Here is an 18268-nt window from a genome sequence, read left to right as displayed (position 1 = left end):
TCAGTTTGTTATACCTTTACCTGATCTGCAATGGATTTGGCATAACCACGCACCACTTTTTCACTTTCATCCGCTTCAACCATCACCCGGAATACCGGCTCAGTACCTGATTTACGTAATAATACCCGGCCTCTGCCATCCAATAGTGTTTCAATACGTTTTGCTTCGGTGAGTACGTCTTTATCCTGCATTGGATCAATTTTATCATTATAACGTAAATTAAGCAGGATCTGCGGGTACTTTTTCATGCCCTGGCGCAGGTCATACAAGCTCATACGGCTATTCTGCATGGCGCTGATCACCTGTAATCCGGATACGATCCCGTCACCCGTTGACAGATAGTCATCACATATTATATGGCCCGAGTTCTCCGCCCCGATACACCAGTTATTTTTATTCATCAGCTCCATTACATGACGATCCCCCACATCGGAACGTTCAAAGGGGATACCTAATGTTTTTAATGCCTGCTCTAATCCTAAATTAGACATTTTGGTGCCGACTGCGCCACCTTTCAAGGTACCTGAGCGTAACTTATCACGGGCAATAATATACAGCAGCTCATCACCATCAAGCACATACCCGGTATGATCCACCATCATCACACGATCGCCATCACCATCAAAGGCAATACCAAAGTCTGCCTTTTCTTTCACAACACGCTCAGCGACGGCCTGCATGCTGGTCGCACCACAGTTTAAATTAATATTCAAACCGTTCGGTTCAACGCCCATTGCGATTACGTCCGCACCAAGCTCACTGATCACCGCTGGGGCAATATGGTAAGTTGCACCATTGGCACAATCAACAACCACTTTTAAACCATTTAAGTCATATTTTGAAGGAAATGTACTTTTACAAAATTCAATATAGCGTCCGGCAGCATCCTCAATGCGGTACGCCTTACCCAATTCGCTTGATTCCACACAGGTTAACTCTTTATCGATTTCCGCTTCGATTTCAAGTTCAATTTCTTCTGACAATTTTGTGCCCTGATCAGAAAAAAACTTAATACCATTATCATAAAATGGATTGTGCGAAGCACTGATAACTATCCCGGCGGTGGCACGAAAAGTGCGTGTTAAATAGGCTACAGCAGGTGTCGGCATCGGTCCCATTAATGCGGGACGCAGGCCGGCCGCTGCCAGTCCTGCTTGTAAGGCGGCTTCCAGCATATAACCTGAAATTCTTGGATCCTTACCTATTAATACTTTTTTAGAGCCCGTTTTAGATAAAACCCGTCCTGCAGCCCAGCCTAGTTTTAACGCGAAGTCAGGGGTAATTAAAGACGAGCCCACTTTGCCCCGCACGCCATCAGTTCCGAAATATTTTTTTTTCATGATTTTTCCATCTGCTTATAAATTTATTTTGTAAAAGTGTTTACGGCCTGTAATACCTTGATCACATCAACTGTTTGTTCAACATCATGCACGCGAATGATTTGCGACCCTTGTTGCAGTGCAATTAAGGCACCCGCCAGACTGCCTGCGAGACGGCTATTTATATCACGATTCAGTAATTGACCAAACATTGATTTTCTGGAAAGCCCGGTCAAAACAGGATAATTCAACTTAACAAATTCACCGGTTGCAGCCAGCAATTGATAATTATGCTTAAGCTGCTTGCCAAAACCAAAGCCTAAATCAAGAATGATATTTTCTTTTTTGATACCGGCATTGATACACACCTCAGCACGCTCTAGCAAAAATCGTTTCACTTCTGTTACCACATCTGCATATTCCGGAGCCTGCTGCATGCTGCGCGGCTGCCCCTGCATATGCATCAGGCAAACTGGAACATTAGCGCTAACAGCTACATCCAATGCTCCCTCTCCGCGCAGTGCACGCACATCATTAATCAAATCAGCACCGGCATTAACGGCTTCCCGCATCACTTTTGCTTTGCTGCTATCAATAGAGATCCAACAATCCAGGTGTTGCTTTATTTTTTCAATAACCGGTATAACCCTATCCAACTCAGCCTGCTCGCTAACGTCTTCTGCTCCCGGCCGGGTGGACTCACCACCAATGTCTAAAATGCTTGCGCCCTGTTTAACCATGTTTTCAGCCTGTTTAAGGGCATTATTGATATCTGAAAAACGTCCGCCGTCAGAAAAGGAATCAGGCGTTACATTTAAAATACCCATTACTTTAGGTGAACTCAGGTCGAGCACTTTTTTACCACTGATTAATTGCATATTTATCCATCGTACTAATAAAAAAACCTAAGCAAGCTTAGGTTTTTTATAAATTCATAATATCAATAAAGGGAGTTATTCTTTATCTTTTTTTTCTTCAACTGCTTTTTCTGTTGGTTCAGCAGGCTTTTCTTCGCTAACGGCTTGTTCAGCAGTTTCCGTATCTTTATCAACAGGCGCCATGAAAGGTTCACCTCCTGTAATCGCTTGTTCAGCGACACTTTCAGCTTCATCTGACCAGTCAGAAGGAGGACGCACTTCAACACGTGCCATCAAATCATCAACCTGCTCCGTGTCAATCGTTTCATATTTCATTAATGCGTCTTTCATAGCATGTAATATGTCGATATTGTCGGTTAAGATTTTTTCTGCACGCTGGTAATTTTTTTCAATAAAGAATTTAACTTCATCATCGATAATTTTACCCGTTTCGTGAGAAACAACATTAGAGCGTAATGTATTTTGATCCGCGGTTAATAAAATTGGCCCGAGTTTATCGGAAAAGCCCCATTCCGTAACCATTGCACGCGCAATAGCAGATGCCTGTTTTATATCCTGTGATGCTCCGGTTGAAACATTATCACTACCATAAATAAGCTCTTCAGCGATACGTCCGCCGTAAGCAACAGAAATACTGCTCTCCAGTTCGGTACGGTTTTGGCTAATCTGATCACCTTCCGGTAAAAATTGGGTTACCCCCAAGGCACGCCCGCGAGGAATAATCGTTACTTTATGAATCGGGCTGTGCTGCGGTACCAGTTTAGCCACAATAGCATGCCCTGCTTCATGGTAAGCTGTTGACTCTTTATCTTTTTCCGTCATCACTAAACTACGGCGCTCGGCACCCATCAAGATCTTGTCACGCGCTTGTTCGAAGTCATCTTTATTTACGGTGCGCTTGTTACCACGCGCCGCAAACAACGCGGCTTCATTGACCAGGTTGGCCAGATCCGCACCGGAAAATCCAGGTGTACCACGCGCTAAAATATTGGCTTTAACATCTTCGCCAACAGGTATTTTACGCAAATGTACATTTAATATCTGTTCCCGGCCACGCACATCAGGCAGAGAAACAACAACCTGTCGGTCAAAACGTCCCGGACGCAATAAGGCGGCGTCAAGAACATCAGGCCGGTTGGTTGCTGCGATAACAATAATACCTTCGTTACCCTCAAAACCATCCATTTCAACCAGTAGTTGGTTTAACGTCTGTTCACGCTCATCATTACCACCGCCCATGCCTGCACCACGCTGGCGGCCCACGGCATCAATCTCATCGATAAAAATGATGCAGGGAGAAGATTTTTTAGCCTGTTCAAACATATCACGTACACGAGATGCACCGACACCCACAAACATCTCCACAAAATCAGAACCTGAAATTGAGAAAAAAGGTACTTTAGCTTCACCTGCAATGGCTTTGGCCAGCAGGGTTTTACCTGTCCCCGGCGGTCCTACCAGTAAAACACCAGTAGGAATACGGCCACCTAATTTTTGGAATTTGGTTGAATCTTTCAGGTAATCCACTAATTCTTTAACGTCTTCTTTCGCTTCATCACAACCGGCAACATCGGCAAATGTGGTTTTGATCTGGTCTTCGCCCATCAATTTGGCTTTACTTTTACCAAATGACATCGCGCCGCCCTTACCGCCGCCCTGCATATTACGCATAAAGAACACCCAAACGCCGATCAGTAACAGCATCGGGAACCAGGAAACAAAAATAGATGCTAAAAAGCTTGTCTCTTCCGGTGCTGTGCCTTCAACACGGACATTGTTTTTGATCAAATCATTGATCAGATCCAGATCCGGTGCGGGAATATAGGTCACAAAAGGAGTTTGGTTATTTTTAAGCCCTTTGACCACTTCCCCATCAATTTGAACTTGCTGGATTTGGCCCTGACTTACCTCCTTTACGAAAGTCGTGTAGTCCATTTGAGACTGTTTTGCGTCTCCTTTTCCAAACCCCTGGAAAAGAGACATCAATACTACTGCGATGACTAACCACAATATCAGGTTTTTTGCCATATCGTTCAAGATGTAAACCTCTTGTTAATTAATTGAAAATATAATAGTAGATTACTACAGTTTAAAAAGCGTCGCTAGTAAATATGCCCAGCGTACTCAGTAAGTGAGTTTTAATACTCAAAATCATGATTAATAAGATAATAAAATTACATTCACCATGCACAACGCAGAATTGATTATCCTTTGAAACCCGTTGCAACCAGATATACTTCCCGAGATCGGGATCTGGACGAGTCCGGCTTACGGGTTTTAACCGATTTAAACAGCTTACGAGTTTCATTCATAAACTGATCAAACTCCGCTCCCATAAACACTTTTACGATAAAACTACCGTCTTTAACCAGCACTTCACGGCACATTTCCAATGCCAGCTCAACCAGATACATAGATTTTGGCTGATCAATAGCCACTGAACCGCTCATATTTGGAGCCATATCAGATAGTACCACATCGACTTTTTTGCCTGCAATGCGGGTCAGTAAGGCATCAAGAACAGATTCTTCGCGAAAATCGCCTTGTAAAAAGTCAACACCGGCAATCGAATCCATAGGTAAAATATCACAGGCAATGACTTTACCCTTTAAACCCACGGTATCAACAGCCCACTGTGACCAACTGCCCGGGGCAGCACCTAAATCAACGACGGTCATGCCGGAGCGAATTAATTTATCTTTGTTATTGATCTCTTCCAGTTTAAATACAGCGCGGGAACGTAATCCCTTTTTATTCGCCTCTTTAACATAAAAATCGTTTACATGCTCCTGCATCCAGCGCTTAGAGCTTGCCGATGCATTTTTTTTAGGTCCGCTAGGATGGTCATTTTTTGCCATCGTTTTATTCCTTAATGTTGTAATCTCCCTTATTTAAAATAAATAAACAAGGATAAATAACAATCAAATAGTAAAGGTTAGTATTTAAGGGTAGAATGCCTTGTTTTCAACCCTTAATGAAAGAAATATCCATGAAATTATCAAATAAACAGAAGCAATACTTAAAAGGTCTTGCCCACAGCTTAAAACCCGTTGTTCTATTAGGCCAAAACGGCCTAACTGAAGGGGTGTTAGCTGAAATCGAAAATGCGCTTAGCCACCACGAGCTAATCAAAGTTAAGATAGCAACAGATGATCGTGAAATGAAACAGCTTATTATCGATGCTATCGTGCGTGAAACAGAAGCCCTTAACATCACTAAAATTGGCCATATTGTCGTATTGTTCCGACAAAGTGAAGATAAAAAAATAGAACTGCCACGTAACTGATTTTTACTATTCAGAGTAAAAACATTAAAAAGCCCAGTTTTTACTGGGCTTTTTTGCATACTTTGCACAAGTTATGCAACGTAACTGACCTTGATAATTTCATAATCAATAGTGCCGCCAGGTGTGACGATTGAGATCTCATCATCAAGCATTTTTCCGATTAAACCACGTGCAATCGGAGAGCTGACCGAAATCATGTTCACTTTTATATTCGCTTCGTCATCACCAACTATCTTGTAGGTCACCTCTTCATCGGTATCGACATTAACAATAGTCACCGTTGAGCCAAAAATAACCTTACCGCTATTATTGATTTTAGTGACATCAATAATTTGTGCGTTCGATAATTTTGCTTCAATATCTTGGATACGGCCTTCACAAAAACCCTGTTGTTCACGCGCCGCATGATATTCTGCATTTTCTTTTAAATCACCGTGTTCACGCGCTTCAGCAATTGCTTTCACAATCTCCGGACGAGTGACGGTTTTTAAATGTTCTAATTCAGTGCGTAACTTAGCTGCACCATTCGCTGTCATTGGATATTGAACCATTAAAAAATACCTTATTTTTACACAAGTTGTGTGTTGCTCTGTCTGCAATAAGGCGTATTTTACGATAATTTTCAGATTTAGTCATTGCCTAACGAAAATATTGAACGAGTATTTAGATACAGCTGCTCGGCCAACTCTTTTTCAGGCTCACTACGCAGAGTCTTCAATGCGGCAAAAATCTTTAACAGATTAAGCGGTGAATTATCTGCCTGCTCCTGCTGATAGACAGGCATATCCGGCGCATCCGTTTCCAGCACCAGTGCCTCAAGGGGCAGGGCTGCAATGGTCGCTCTGGTTGTTACAGAATTCGGGTAAGTGATCACGCCGCCAACCCCAATTTTAAAACCAAGTTTAATAAAAGCTAAGGCAACCTCTTTACTACCTGAAAAAGCGTGATATACCCCGCCTTGAGTGAATTTTTGCTCACCTAAAATTTCCAGCGCCCTACCCTGCTTTTTAACCACATGTAAAATAACCGGCAGTGATAATTGTTGTGCAATTTTTAATTGCTGTATAAAAATGCGCTCTTGAATTTCTGTACTACTCTTGGCAAATTTATCCAAGCCGATCTCCCCCAGCGCAACACAACGGGGTGGGCTTTTTTCAAGCAAAGTTTGTAAATACTGCAGGTCACCTTGACGAAAGTATTCAAGAAAATGCGGGTGATAGCCTAATGCATAATAAAGATTGGGGTGCTTTTCACTCAGCTCTTTAATATGTTTCCATTCAGCACGATGTGTTGCCGGCACGATCACTTTAGTAATATTATTTTCTGCTAATATTTGTAACAACATTTCGCGTTGAATATCAAAGCAGGCAAAATTCAGATGGCAGTGACTATCTATAAACATGAGCACTCATCGGTGAGGATAAATTTTCATTATAGGCAGTAAATAAAAGAAGGGAAAGGCAGAGATAAGGACAATCACTGCCGCTTATCCCTGTAATATAACAAACCACTTTCATCTATCCCGGTAAGGTATCTAAAAGTGCTTTGGGTTGATATAAAAAGATTAATGCTCGCGCGTTTTTCTGAAGTTGATAGCAGGATAACGTTCGATTGCAAGGTTTAAGTTAACCATAGTAGGAGCAACATAAGTAAGGTTATTACTGCCGTCCAATGCTAAATTGTCGTGAGCCTTTTTCTCAAATTCAGCCATTTTTTGCGGATCATCACTCTCAACCCATAATGCAGTCGCAACACTTATTCCTTCATAAATAGCTTCCACTTTGTACTCCGATTTTAAACGCTGTACAACTACTTCAAACTGCAGCACACCAACGGCACCAACGATTAAATCATTACTGCGCAGCGGTCTGAATACCTGTACCGCACCCTCTTCAGAAAGCTGCATCAGACCTTTTAATAACTGCTTTTGTTTGAGCGGATCTTTTAAACGAATACGACGGAACATTTCCGGTGAAAAATTAGGGATACCGGTAAATTTCAGTTCTTCATTGCTGGTAAAGGTATCACCAATCTGAATCGTACCGTGATTATGTAAACCAATAATATCGCCGGGATATGCCTCTTCGGCCGCAGCTCTGTCTCCAGCCATAAAAGTAACCGCATCGGAAATGCTGACCATTTTACCGGTGCGCACATGACGCATTTTCATGCCTTTTTCATATTTTCCTGAACAAACCCGCATAAAGGCGATTCTATCGCGATGCTTCGGATCCATATTCGCCTGAATTTTAAAAACAAACCCGGAAAATTCAGCTTCAGTCGGCTCTACCACTCGTTGTTTGGTTTCACGGGATAAAGGTTTGGGTGCCCATTCAACAAGGCCGTCCAGGAAATGATCCACACCGAAGTTGCCCAGTGCAGTACCGAAATAAACAGGGGTTAACTCCCCTTTGGAAAACATTTCATGATCAAACTCATGAGAAGCGCCGACCACTAATTCCAACTGTTCACGTAACTCTTCAGCGTGCTTAGGCAGCACCTTATCAAGCTCCGGATTATCCAGCCCTTTAATGGTGCGCACTTCTTGAATGGTATGCCCCTGACCCGGTGAATATAAAATCACCTCATCGCGCAACAGATGGTAAACACCTTTAAACTCTTTTCCCATACCGATTGGCCAGGTAATAGGAGCACATGCGATATTTAATATATCTTCAACTTCATCCATTAACTCAATCGGATCTCGCGTTTCACGGTCACATTTATTCATAAAGGTGATAATCGGCGTATCACGCAGACGGGTTACTTCCATCAATTTAATAGTTCGTTGCTCAACACCTTTTGCCGCATCAATAACCATTAAACAGGAGTCAACCGCCGTTAAAGTACGGTATGTATCTTCCGAGAAATCTTCATGCCCAGGCGTATCTAATAAGTTCACTAAGCGATCATTATATGGGAACTGCATTACCGAGGTAGTAATAGAGATACCGCGATCTTTTTCCATCTCCATCCAGTCAGATTTAGCATGTTGACCAGATTTTTTACCCTTCACCGTACCGGCTTTTTGTAACGCGTTTCCAAATAATAAAACTTTTTCGGTAATGGTTGTTTTACCCGCATCCGGATGAGAGATGATTGCAAAAGTTCTTCTCTTTTTCACATTCTCAATAATGTTTTTGCTTGTCATTCTTTATTGTCTCTAATTTTGCGTACAAGGATGTACACAATAATTTTGTTAAAAAGGGGCCATAAATACATTTGCGCAACTATAACAAATTCACAGCACCATTTCATTGACTATAAAAATGAAAATTATCATTAATACCTGTTAACATAGCAGCATCTAAAGTGGCTCAATACTCCACTTATATGAGAATTTACAGTAAACAAATATTTGTTAAATAAAATGGTGAACCATGAAATTATTAGTACGTAATCTTGCCGCGGCAACCACTGAAGAAAAGTTAGAAAGTTTATTTGTCCAATACGGCGCAGTTCAGTCTTGCAACTTGGTTATGGATAAAATAACCGGAAAATCAAAAGGCTTTGGTTTTGTTGAAATGCCCAAACCCGGCGAGGCAAAAGCGGCAATAAAAAACCTCAACGGTTACAAGTTAGCGGGTAATATAATCCGGGTAAAAAAAGCGGAATCTAAAGTACAGACTGCTGAAGAGACTCAAGCAGAAAAACCGGCTAAAAAAGAGAAAACGATTGAAACGGCCAGCAAAACAGAAACAGCTGAAATACAAAAAAACGAAAATAATACTTTGAATATTTATGGAAAAATAAAAACATCAGATGATTAACAGCTGACGGACGACGGCCGTCAGCTGACCACTTTAATAATAACTTTCAACGTGATCAATAAAAGTAATTAACTTATCCGCTGGTAGTTTATTAATACCGGCAGCAGCAGCTCGCCCGCCTCCAGTTACAAATTGACTGCAGATATCACCGGCACCCTGTTTATTGTTCAGCGGTGCACGCAGTGAAACCAAATAACTGCCATCGGCATTTTCAGTCAATACTGCATGTGCTGAATTTGGATCTTGGTTTGCCAGTAAATTGCCATATACCCCACCAATACGACGCGCCCATGGGGCATCAGGTAAAATATACACAGAAAGGACGGGGCTGCGATGATTTGCCTGTATCGCTAATGCCTCAGCCATATCTGATTGATATGCCTGCTGCAATTGGATAAAGGGTGATTTAGGATCAGCAATAACATCCAAAGGCGACACGTACTTCAACAATGACTGGAACAAACTTGCCGGATGAAAATGCAGATCATCGATCTTGGCACCATAACCGTTGTAGTTGATTAAGGTGCCAAGTTCTTTAAGCTGCTCAGCTTGTACGCTGCTCAGCCCAGCATCTGCAGCTAATTGATCTGCTTTGCTGATCAGATTATCCCCATAAGCCGCTGTAATAGCCCACTCATGAAACTGTCCATCAAGCAGTTTATCGATAATTAAAGCCGTACAGGTGTTGGCATCTAAATCGATATTCGCATCTAAATTTTGATGGTCGGGTATTTCCCCGGCGCGGTGATGATCGGCATAAAAAACTTCAGCGCCCTTAGCCAGGGCTGCTTGTACACCCTCGATATTTTTTTCCATGGAAATATCGAGCACGGTTAGTTTATCACCGGGATTCGCATTAACCTGTGCAACCAGGTTGATATCACGCTTAACGCCGGTCACCAATTCATTTTGCTGCGGTGTTGCCAGGCGCAGTTGCAGTAACGAGATAATGCCGTCAGCATCTCCATTAAAAATATCATAATTCATTTAGATATACTCATGTTGTTTAAGGTAGGTAATAACCTGTAAAGCGCATTCTTCAATAGATTTCTCTGCGGTTTCAACGTGAATCTCAGGATTAACCGGTGCCTCATAGGCAGAGTCTATCCCGGTAAAGTTTTTAATTTCACCGGCTCGGGCTTTTTGATAGAGGCCTTTTGGATCTCTCTGCTCACAAACTGCCAGAGGGGTATCAATAAATACCTCAATAAAATCCCCTTCCGCCAGCAGACCGCGGACCATTTGCCGATCTGCATTAAAAGGCGAAATAAACGCACTGGAGACCAGCAAACCGGCATCGACAAATAATTTAGCCACTTCTCCGATACGGCGAATATTTTCTATCCGCGCCTGATCAGAAAAGCCTAAATCACCATTTAAACCGTGACGAATGTTATCACCGTCGAGCACATAAGTTTTAGCGCCCGCTTCATGGAGCATATAATCCACGGCATTGGCAACGGTTGATTTACCCGAACCGCTTAACCCGGTAAACCACAATACCGCAGGTTTATGACCATTTAATTTAACACGCGCCTGATGGGAAACTGCGGCCTGATGCCAAACAACATCCGATGATTTATCACCATCAACTTCTTTATCAATATATGGGGTAGACATAAAATCCTCAGTTAAAAGTAGTTAGTAATTAGTAATTAGTAGTTAGTAATTAGTAATTAGTAGTTAGTAGTTAGTAGCTGACTAATAACTAAAGACTGACGACTAAACACTATATTTCTACAATCCAAAAACCAGCGTAATTGCCGTCACGGCAACAACGCCATAAATAATACTGACAGGTAATCCTATTTTCACAAAATCACTTAACTTGTATTGCCCTGCGTTAAATACCATCAGGTTAGTTTGATAACCGTAAGGGCTGACAAAACTGGCACTCGCTCCAAAGGCAACAGCCATAATAAAGGCCATCGGATTAGCGTTCAGGGTAATTGCCAGACCGTAAGCAACAGGGAATATTAATGCTGCGGCAGCGTTATTAGTGACCAGCTCAGTTAACCACCAGGTTAATATATAGACAAACACCAGCGCCAACAAAGGTGGCAGAGCAAGTGCGTAACTATCGACAAAATGCTCAAAAAACGCCAGCAGACCGCTGTTACTCAGTGACTGAGAGAGCACTAATGCCGAGGAGATAATTAACCACAGGTCGGCAGGAAAGCGGCGCAGTACTTCACCGGAGGTTAAACACCCGGTTATCAACAATAACCCCAATAAAATAATCAGCCCCTTAAACAAAGAGAAAAGACCTAAGGCCGAACCGAAGATAGCTGCAAAAAAACCTAATGTCGCCAACAAGGCTTTAGCACCGTTGAGCATGGAATCAAGCTCAACGCCACTTACTAAGATAAAGTTTTTACTGATATTACGACGAGATTTAAAATCTTCACCGACTGCCAATACCAGATAATCCCCTGCTTTTAAAGCAACCTCACCAAGCTTGCCGGAGACATTTTCACCATCGCGTTTAATCGCCACTACAGCGGCATCAAACAAAGCACGAAAACCGGCTTTTTTTAACGACTTGCCCAGTAAAACACTTTCCGGGCGGATAACAACTTCGGTAAGATTATCAAGCAGCAACCCCTGATGATGGGCAAATATAGATAAACCATCAAATTGATTTAACTGTTTTACTTTAGTCACATCACCACTGAAAATTAAGCGATCATTTTCCTGCAGCACTTCACTTGGTGCAACGGGACTTAATAAATGCTTACCCCGGACGATCTCAACCAGAAACAGAGACTCCAGGTGACGTAAGCCATTTTCTTCAATCGATTTACCAACTAAACTGGATTTTTCACTCACTTTCGCGTCGATAAAGTAAGTTTCTCTCACTTCAGCATTAACATCATGTTCGGGTAAAAAACGCAATAAAAACCATAAAACCGTCCCGCAAACCAGCACCAGAGAGGCGCCCACCAGAGTAAAATCAAAAAATGACAGGGAAGGTAGCCCTAAGCCTAACACCAAACTATTCACAATTAAGTTTGTTGATGTGCCCACCAGCGTCAGGGTTCCACCAAGAATAGCGGCATAGGATAGCGGCAGCAGTAATTTACTGGCGGCATGATAAGGGTTATTGCGAATCGGCGCCAGCATAGTGGACACCACAGCAGTATTATTTAAAAAAGCAGAAGAGAGAACGGTAAAACTAAATAGATGTATAAACGTCTTAGCGTAGTTTTTATGGATAACCTTGGTAGCAATCATCCTTAAAAAACGGGTTTTTTCAAGAGCAAGCGAACATACCAGTAAAAGGATTAATGTCACCACTCCCTGATTAGAAAAACTTTGTAATACCTGTTCAGTCGTCACCATATTCGAAACAAACAAAACCAACAGGGTAATACCAAAGACAAGCCCGGGATCCTGTTGGAATTTAATTAAGCCGATTATCGTCCCGATAAAAACAGACAAAACAAAATATGATTCAATAGTCATAGGGGCTCACAAGTTGTTAGTCATTAGCCGTTAGTCATTAGTAAAAAACTAACAACTAATAACTAATAACTAACGACTTATCTTTATCCTTTAAGAATATCCTTCGCATTCCAATGCGGGAAATGCTTACGTACAAGAGCATTAAATTCAATTTCAAATGCACTGTAGGCAGGGGCTTCTTTAGCTATTGTCTCAACTGAACCGCGGATCATTCCGGCACCGACTGTTGCGTTGGTCAGGCGATCAATAATAATAAATGCACCCGTTGCGCGGTTTTCACTGTAATTATCAAAATGCACTGCTTCAGCTACTTCGAAATGACAGCTGCCGATTTCATTTAACTCCAGTTGACTCGCCTGCTCTTTCTCCATGGTATTAACATCAACTTTATTGTTGATTGCAACGACCGAACCAAAGGTTGAGTGTGCGCCGGCTTTAATAATATATTCCCGGTCAACATGTAATGCATCTTCAGTCATCCACACCACATCAGCAATAAAGTTTTTGCTTGATTCCGGTTTTTCATGTGGACGCACAATCATATCACCACGGCTAATATCAATTTCATCTTCAAGCGTTAAGGTCACGGCCATGCCTGCGAACGCACTTTGCAGATCTCCATCGAAAGTCACAATAGATTTAACTTTACTTTGTTTACCAGACGGTAAAGCCTGAATTGTATCACCAACACGGATTTCACCCGAAGCGATAGTTCCGCAGAAACCGCGGAAATCTAAATTCGGACGATTAACATATTGTACCGCCAGGCGGAATTTATCGGTTACATCATTCTCAATCTGGATGGTATTAAGCAGACGTAATAACGGCGAACCCGGGTACCAGGACATATTCGCGCTTTCATTAACAACGTTATCGCCCTTTAGTGCTGAAATAGGCACAAAACGGATATCCGCAATATTCAACTGCTTGGCAAACTCACGGTAATCGGCCTTAATTTTTTTATAAACTGCCTGATCATAATCAACCGCATCCATCTTATTAACAGCAACCACAACATGCTTAATGCCCAATAGAGAGCAGATATAAGAGTGACGACGTGTTTGCACCTGCACACCATGACGCGCATCAATCAGAATAATAGCCAGATCACAAGTCGATGCACCGGTCGCCATATTGCGGGTGTATTGCTCATGCCCGGGGGTATCTGCAATGATAAATTTGCGTTGTTCTGTCGCAAAATAGCGATAAGCAACATCAATAGTAATGCCCTGCTCACGCTCAGACTGCAGACCATCAACCAGCAACGCCAAATCAAACTCTTCATTGGTGGTATTGAATTTTTTCGAATCTTTTTCAATGGCAGCCATATGATCTTCAAAAATCATTTTGCTATCAAACAGCAAACGACCAATCAACGTTGACTTACCATCATCCACGCTACCACAAGTGATAAAACGCATAAGATCTTTGTTTTCATGCACGCGCAGATACTCTTCGATATCTGTCGCAATTAAATTTGAATCATTTGACATTATAAATCCTTGAAATAAAGAGATTAGTTTTCAGTTATTAGTCATTAGCTAAAACCATAAACCAACCTTTCATTATTTATTCTTCTGCATAATTGAGTGCATTAACCCTGAAATTATCGCTGCAATTTCTTTTGTTTCTTGCAACCAAGGCTTAGCAACTGTATCAGGCAAATAACCTATTTCGATACCGATATATATTTGCGTCCTAGCCTCAGCTAATGATGAACGTGAAATTTCTAAGAATCGGCATTGCTCTTTTGCGCTAACTCTCGTCATGCCTTCTGCAATATTACTTGGCACAGAAAGGCCTGAGCGAGCCAGCTGGTCTCTAAAGCCGTAGTCACGCAATTGATTAGTATTTTTATAAATTTCAGCAGATAAACGAGCAGCTCTTTTCCAAACATCTAAATCTTCAAAGCTCATAAGAAACTCGCTATGTGAAACACTACTAATAACTAACAACTGATGACTAACAACTTACTTCTAAACCTCCGGTTTAGAAGTAACCTTCCATCTTCTTCTTCTCCATCGAACCGGCGGAATCATTATCAATTACCCGACCCTGACGCTCTGAGGTTGTGGTTAACAGCATCTCCTGGATAATTTCCGGCAGGGTTGTTGCTTCTGATTCAATCGCGCCGGTTAACGGGTAACAGCCTAAGGTGCGGAAACGAACCATCTTCATTTCAGGGACTTCACCCTCTTCTAACGGCATACGCTCGTCATCGACCATAATCAGCGCACCATCGCGTTTAACGACAGGGCGTTTTGCGGCGAAGTATAAAGGCACCATCTCGATATTTTCCTGGTAGATATACTGCCAGATATCAAGTTCAGTCCAGTTAGACAGCGGGAATACACGAATACTTTCACCGCGATCCACTTTAGAGTTATAGATATTCCATAACTCAGGACGCTGGTTTTTCGGATCCCAGCGATGATTTTTATCACGGAAAGAGTAAACCCGCTCTTTGGCGCGAGACTTCTCTTCATCACGGCGTGCACCACCGAACGCGGCATCAAAACCGTACTTATTCAGCGCTTGTTTTAGCCCTTCAGTTTTCATGATATCGGTATGCTTGGCACTGCCATGTTCAAAGGGGCTGATGTTCATTTCCAGGCCGCGCGGATTTTTATGAACAATTAGATCAAAATCATACTTTTCAGCTAGCTTATCGCGAAATTCAATCATCTCTTTGAATTTCCAGTTAGTGTCAACATGCAGTAGCGGAAAAGGAATTTTACCCGGATAAAAGGCCTTACGTGCCAAATGCAGTAAAACGGATGAATCTTTACCAATGGAGTAAAGCATAACGGGGTTATCAAATTCGGCCGCAACCTCACGCATAATTTGAATTGATTCAGCCTCAAGCGCCTTGAGGTGAGTTAATCTATTTTTGTTCATGATTTTCCTTAGCTTTAACACTATTTGATTTTTATCAATTATACATTATGCATCAATATATTCGGATACTTAAAACACAAAAAGTTATAAGTAATAAGAGAACAGCTATCGGAAGCGAATTATGCGCTTAGCTTTAAACACTTATTAAGGGAAGCTGCTTTAGTTGAGGATGGAAATAGCAGGACATACCTGGCGACAGGAAGAGATCTGTTTGACTGAAAAAATTGACTTGCTCTGCATTTAACCCCGAAGCCTACGTAACCGAAAAGGTTTTATATATACCCATGATACTTCAAGATGCAAAGTCAGCAAGGCAAATTGTTGCCGAGATGCCAGGCATAAAATTGAAGTATAGTTATTCTACATAGAAATTTTATAACAAAGCAGATTGGTGCCATTAACCTTGCCCTACGGGGCGCTAGCTCGAAAACCAGTGCTACGTTGCACCAATCGAAAAGGGAATAACCATTACCTCATGTTGCGTCTTGCTCTGGTCTCCGAGCTCGTGCCTGACAAAGCATTTTGAAGTAACATGGGTATAGGAGGCAGTAATTTTTAAACTCCCTGTGACAGCGTTGTTGCCCCATCTTCCTATATGTTACTGTAACTTCTGCTCCTGCATTTTTCTGGACAAAGCATCAAAACGGCTGATACAAAGGCCGGTTAAACTGCTTTTATCTATTGCAGCAAGCTTAACGGCGGTTTGTTGCTGCTCATCAAAAATAATCTGCACTTGCCGGATGGATAACATTTTCCCTGCCTGCAAACTGTCAAAATGTATGTCGCTGTAATAATTAAACATCGCCTGATCTTGATGTCTTTGCGCAACATTTGCGCAGATTTGATAGTTAGCCAAAGCGCGGCCGGTTATTTTTAATTGTTCATCGCTTACCTGTTTTGCTTGTGCCAGAAAAGAGGTAAATAAAAAAACAAAAATGGTAAATATTTTCATTCTCATCCTCAAAGAAAGTCTCTTTTTCAGCCACTCAAGCTAATAGCAAAGGAGTTAATGAAGTGATCCAGTCTTGCGCAGGAAAAATCTGCACTAACAAGGCGTGAGCTGCAGGAGATAGTTGTTCTCACTTCAAAACTCATAACCCAGTTAGCGATGATTTTAACCAACTAGACTGTTCACCTTTTTAGCTCCTTTGGTATAACTGCAGCTTGAAGTTAATTAGGTTTAATTATGCCAGCCCCTGCTCGAAATCAGCTATTAAATCGGCAGTATTTTCAATACCAATTGAGCAGCGGATCATGGTTTCACTTATTCCCATCTCCTGACGTGTTGCCAGGCCCATTTCATGATAGATGGTAGGCGCAACCGGCAAAGCAAGGGTACGGTTATCGCCCAGGTGGGTTGCGCTGATCACTATTTTCAGTTTATTTAACAGCTCACAGCAATCTTCGCCTTCAATAAGATCAAAACTTAATATTGCACCAAAGTCTTTAAATAAACGTTTAGCTGTTTCATGTTGCGGATGATTTTTCAGCCCGGGATAATACACTTTCGTCACCTTAGGGTGCTGCTCTAAAAATTCCGCTAAAGCTAGGGCATTTTGACACTGACGCTGCATACGCAGCTCCATGGTTTCACTACCGACCGAAATAAGATGAGCTGTTTGGGAACTTATACAGGCCCCCATATCTCTCAGGCCTTTTTTCTTTAATTGGCTAATGCCCCACAGTTTACTATCTCCTGTACGGTAAGCCGGAAAAATATTCGGATAGGTCGACCAGTCGAATAATCCGGTATCGGTTACCGAGCCGCCTAACGCATTACCATGACCGGCAACGTATTTGGAAAGAGAGGTAATAATCAAACTGGCTTTCACTTTTACAGCATCAAACAGATAACTGGAAGTAATTGTATTATCGATAGCATAAACTAAATTTTGCGCGGCACAAAAATCACCTATCTCATCTAACGCACTAATCTGGGTAGCCGGGTTAGCGATTGTTTCAACAAAAACCATGCGTGTATTCCCCTGCTGCGCGGCCTTTACCTGTTCGATGTCTGTCGCATCAACAAAAGTCACTTCAATACCATACCCCTGAAGGGTACCAATCAAGCTACTGGTGTTACCGAATAAAAAGCGGCTGCAGATAAGGTGATCACCCGTTTTCAACAATGTTAAAAAGGAGGTGACTATCGCTGACATACCGCATGAAAAAACCAGCGTCGCAATGCCGTTATCCATCTGTTTAATTTTATGTTGTAACGCATCAATGGTGGGTGTTGACGAGCGGGCATAAGCATGCCCGGCCTGTGTCCCCTGAAAAACATCGATTAAGCCCTGCACATCAGCAAAACCATAAGGAACAGAGTTATGGATAGGGGCATGTATTGCTCCGTATTCTAAATTCAGTAAGCGGTCTGAGTGTACTATTTTTGTTGTAAATCCTTGCTCTGACATCAAAATTCCTTGGTAATTATTAAATTCAATATTGCAATTATCATACAGAAATAAGAGATCAAGTTGAAATCTAATCTATAGAGTATTTTGATCTTTTTTATCCATTTAGATGAAAAACACCGTCATTCATGGCGGTGATGAAAATCATTGATGCGAAGCATTAACGTTACTTAGGTCTATTTTGTTGCTCGATATAAGTCGTCAGGGCATCTAGTGCAGCACCGCCACATGATCCGGC

17 protein-coding genes are annotated in these 18268 nt (G+C 42.0%); 2 read left to right on the top strand and 15 right to left on the bottom strand.

Annotation, left to right across the window (positions count from 1 at the left end; genetic code table 11):
* Positions 1–8: 8 nt before the first annotated feature.
* The 4 genes from glmM to rlmE form a co-directional block, all read right to left on the bottom strand.
* Positions 9–1340: a phosphoglucosamine mutase gene (gene glmM, locus ABZA00_RS02430; protein WP_372880556.1), complete on the bottom strand. Its 1332-nt coding sequence runs from the start codon at positions 1338–1340 to the stop codon at positions 9–11.
* Between the two features lie 23 nt (positions 1341–1363).
* A complete protein-coding gene (folP, locus tag ABZA00_RS02425; protein WP_372880555.1) occupies positions 1364–2197 on the bottom strand; it encodes a dihydropteroate synthase in 834 nt (277 codons plus the stop codon).
* A gap of 75 nt (positions 2198–2272) precedes the next feature.
* A complete protein-coding gene (gene ftsH, locus ABZA00_RS02420; protein WP_372880554.1) occupies positions 2273–4234 on the bottom strand; it encodes an ATP-dependent zinc metalloprotease FtsH in 1962 nt (653 codons plus the stop codon).
* A gap of 167 nt (positions 4235–4401) precedes the next feature.
* Complete coding sequence (gene rlmE / locus ABZA00_RS02415; protein ID WP_372880553.1) at positions 4402–5055, bottom strand: 23S rRNA (uridine(2552)-2'-O)-methyltransferase RlmE; 654 nt, start codon at positions 5053–5055, stop codon at positions 4402–4404.
* A gap of 131 nt (positions 5056–5186) precedes the next feature.
* Between rlmE and yhbY the strand changes: the two genes are divergently transcribed.
* Positions 5187–5483: a ribosome assembly RNA-binding protein YhbY gene (yhbY, locus tag ABZA00_RS02410; RefSeq protein WP_372880552.1), complete on the top strand. Its 297-nt coding sequence runs from the start codon at positions 5187–5189 to the stop codon at positions 5481–5483.
* A 71-nt stretch (positions 5484–5554) separates the two neighbouring features.
* On the opposite strand, the gene greA is transcribed toward yhbY, so the two are convergent.
* The 3 genes from greA to prfC all read right to left on the bottom strand — a co-directional run bounded on the left by greA (position 5555) and on the right by prfC (position 8634).
* Positions 5555–6034 carry a transcription elongation factor GreA gene (gene greA, locus ABZA00_RS02405; RefSeq protein ID WP_372880551.1) on the bottom strand — a complete coding sequence of 160 codons (480 nt, stop codon included), beginning with the start codon at positions 6032–6034 and terminating at the stop codon, positions 5555–5557.
* Positions 6035–6111: 77 nt separating this feature from the next.
* On the bottom strand, positions 6112–6885 hold the full coding sequence (locus tag ABZA00_RS02400) for a TatD family hydrolase (protein WP_372880550.1): 774 nt from the start codon (positions 6883–6885) through the stop codon (positions 6112–6114).
* Between the two features lie 162 nt (positions 6886–7047).
* Positions 7048–8634, bottom strand: coding sequence for a peptide chain release factor 3 (gene prfC / locus ABZA00_RS02395; RefSeq protein ID WP_372880549.1), 1587 nt, complete (start codon positions 8632–8634; stop codon positions 7048–7050).
* A gap of 229 nt (positions 8635–8863) precedes the next feature.
* Here prfC and ABZA00_RS02390 point away from each other — a divergent pair, with 229 nt between their 5' ends.
* Positions 8864–9253: an RNA recognition motif domain-containing protein gene (locus tag ABZA00_RS02390; RefSeq protein WP_372880548.1), complete on the top strand. Its 390-nt coding sequence runs from the start codon at positions 8864–8866 to the stop codon at positions 9251–9253.
* Positions 9254–9286: 33 nt separating this feature from the next.
* Here the strand turns inward: ABZA00_RS02390 and ABZA00_RS02385 are convergent, their stop codons facing one another.
* The 8 genes from ABZA00_RS02385 to ABZA00_RS02350 form a co-directional block, all read right to left on the bottom strand.
* Complete coding sequence (locus tag ABZA00_RS02385; protein WP_372880547.1) at positions 9287–10240, bottom strand: DHH family phosphoesterase; 954 nt, start codon at positions 10238–10240, stop codon at positions 9287–9289.
* Entirely contained in the window at positions 10241–10873 is a 633-nt protein-coding gene (gene cysC / locus ABZA00_RS02380) for an adenylyl-sulfate kinase (protein WP_372880546.1), read from the bottom strand.
* 117 nt (positions 10874–10990) lie between these two features.
* Positions 10991–12718 carry an SLC13 family permease gene (locus tag ABZA00_RS02375; protein ID WP_372880545.1) on the bottom strand — a complete coding sequence of 576 codons (1728 nt, stop codon included), beginning with the start codon at positions 12716–12718 and terminating at the stop codon, positions 10991–10993.
* Between the two features lie 83 nt (positions 12719–12801).
* Positions 12802–14211 (bottom strand): sulfate adenylyltransferase subunit CysN, encoded by a 1410-nt coding sequence (gene cysN / locus ABZA00_RS02370; RefSeq protein WP_372880544.1) that lies wholly within the window; start codon positions 14209–14211, stop codon positions 12802–12804.
* Between the two features lie 72 nt (positions 14212–14283).
* On the bottom strand, positions 14284–14634 hold the full coding sequence (locus tag ABZA00_RS02365) for a four helix bundle protein (RefSeq protein ID WP_372880543.1): 351 nt from the start codon (positions 14632–14634) through the stop codon (positions 14284–14286).
* A 73-nt stretch (positions 14635–14707) separates the two neighbouring features.
* Positions 14708–15616: a sulfate adenylyltransferase subunit CysD gene (gene cysD, locus ABZA00_RS02360; protein WP_372880542.1), complete on the bottom strand. Its 909-nt coding sequence runs from the start codon at positions 15614–15616 to the stop codon at positions 14708–14710.
* Between the two features lie 598 nt (positions 15617–16214).
* Positions 16215–16568 (bottom strand): hypothetical protein, encoded by a 354-nt coding sequence (locus ABZA00_RS02355; RefSeq protein ID WP_372880541.1) that lies wholly within the window; start codon positions 16566–16568, stop codon positions 16215–16217.
* Positions 16569–16800: 232 nt separating this feature from the next.
* A complete protein-coding gene (locus ABZA00_RS02350) occupies positions 16801–18030 on the bottom strand; it encodes a cystathionine gamma-synthase family protein (protein ID WP_372880540.1) in 1230 nt (409 codons plus the stop codon).
* Positions 18031–18268 lie beyond the last annotated feature (238 nt).

This window comes from Psychromonas sp., from assembly GCF_041586535.1.
GTDB lineage: Bacteria > Pseudomonadota > Gammaproteobacteria > Enterobacterales > Psychromonadaceae > Psychromonas.
This window is presented reverse-complemented; position numbering and strand designations above follow the sequence as displayed.

Bases quoted from the DNA above. Each gene is read 5' to 3' on its own strand.
- ABZA00_RS02400 (WP_372880550.1), bottom strand. From the start codon at position 6,885: ATGTTTATAGATAGTCACTGCCATCTGAATTTTGCCTGCTTTGATATT.
- ABZA00_RS02355 (WP_372880541.1), bottom strand. From the start codon at position 16,568: ATGAAAATATTTACCATTTTTGTTTTTTTATTTACCTCTTTTCTGGCA.
- glmM (WP_372880556.1), bottom strand. From the start codon at position 1,340: ATGAAAAAAAAATATTTCGGAACTGATGGCGTGCGGGGCAAAGTGGGC.
- folP (WP_372880555.1), bottom strand. From the start codon at position 2,197: ATGCAATTAATCAGTGGTAAAAAAGTGCTCGACCTGAGTTCACCTAAA.
- cysD (WP_372880542.1), bottom strand. From the start codon at position 15,616: ATGAACAAAAATAGATTAACTCACCTCAAGGCGCTTGAGGCTGAATCA.
- ABZA00_RS02350 (WP_372880540.1), bottom strand. From the start codon at position 18,030: ATGTCAGAGCAAGGATTTACAACAAAAATAGTACACTCAGACCGCTTA.
- ABZA00_RS02385 (WP_372880547.1), bottom strand. From the start codon at position 10,240: ATGAATTATGATATTTTTAATGGAGATGCTGACGGCATTATCTCGTTA.
- yhbY (WP_372880552.1), top strand. From the start codon at position 5,187: ATGAAATTATCAAATAAACAGAAGCAATACTTAAAAGGTCTTGCCCAC.
- greA (WP_372880551.1), bottom strand. From the start codon at position 6,034: ATGGTTCAATATCCAATGACAGCGAATGGTGCAGCTAAGTTACGCACT.
- prfC (WP_372880549.1), bottom strand. From the start codon at position 8,634: ATGACAAGCAAAAACATTATTGAGAATGTGAAAAAGAGAAGAACTTTT.
- cysN (WP_372880544.1), bottom strand. From the start codon at position 14,211: ATGTCAAATGATTCAAATTTAATTGCGACAGATATCGAAGAGTATCTG.
- ABZA00_RS02390 (WP_372880548.1), top strand. From the start codon at position 8,864: ATGAAATTATTAGTACGTAATCTTGCCGCGGCAACCACTGAAGAAAAG.
- ABZA00_RS02375 (WP_372880545.1), bottom strand. From the start codon at position 12,718: ATGACTATTGAATCATATTTTGTTTTGTCTGTTTTTATCGGGACGATA.
- ABZA00_RS02365 (WP_372880543.1), bottom strand. From the start codon at position 14,634: ATGAGCTTTGAAGATTTAGATGTTTGGAAAAGAGCTGCTCGTTTATCT.
- cysC (WP_372880546.1), bottom strand. From the start codon at position 10,873: ATGTCTACCCCATATATTGATAAAGAAGTTGATGGTGATAAATCATCG.
- rlmE (WP_372880553.1), bottom strand. From the start codon at position 5,055: ATGGCAAAAAATGACCATCCTAGCGGACCTAAAAAAAATGCATCGGCA.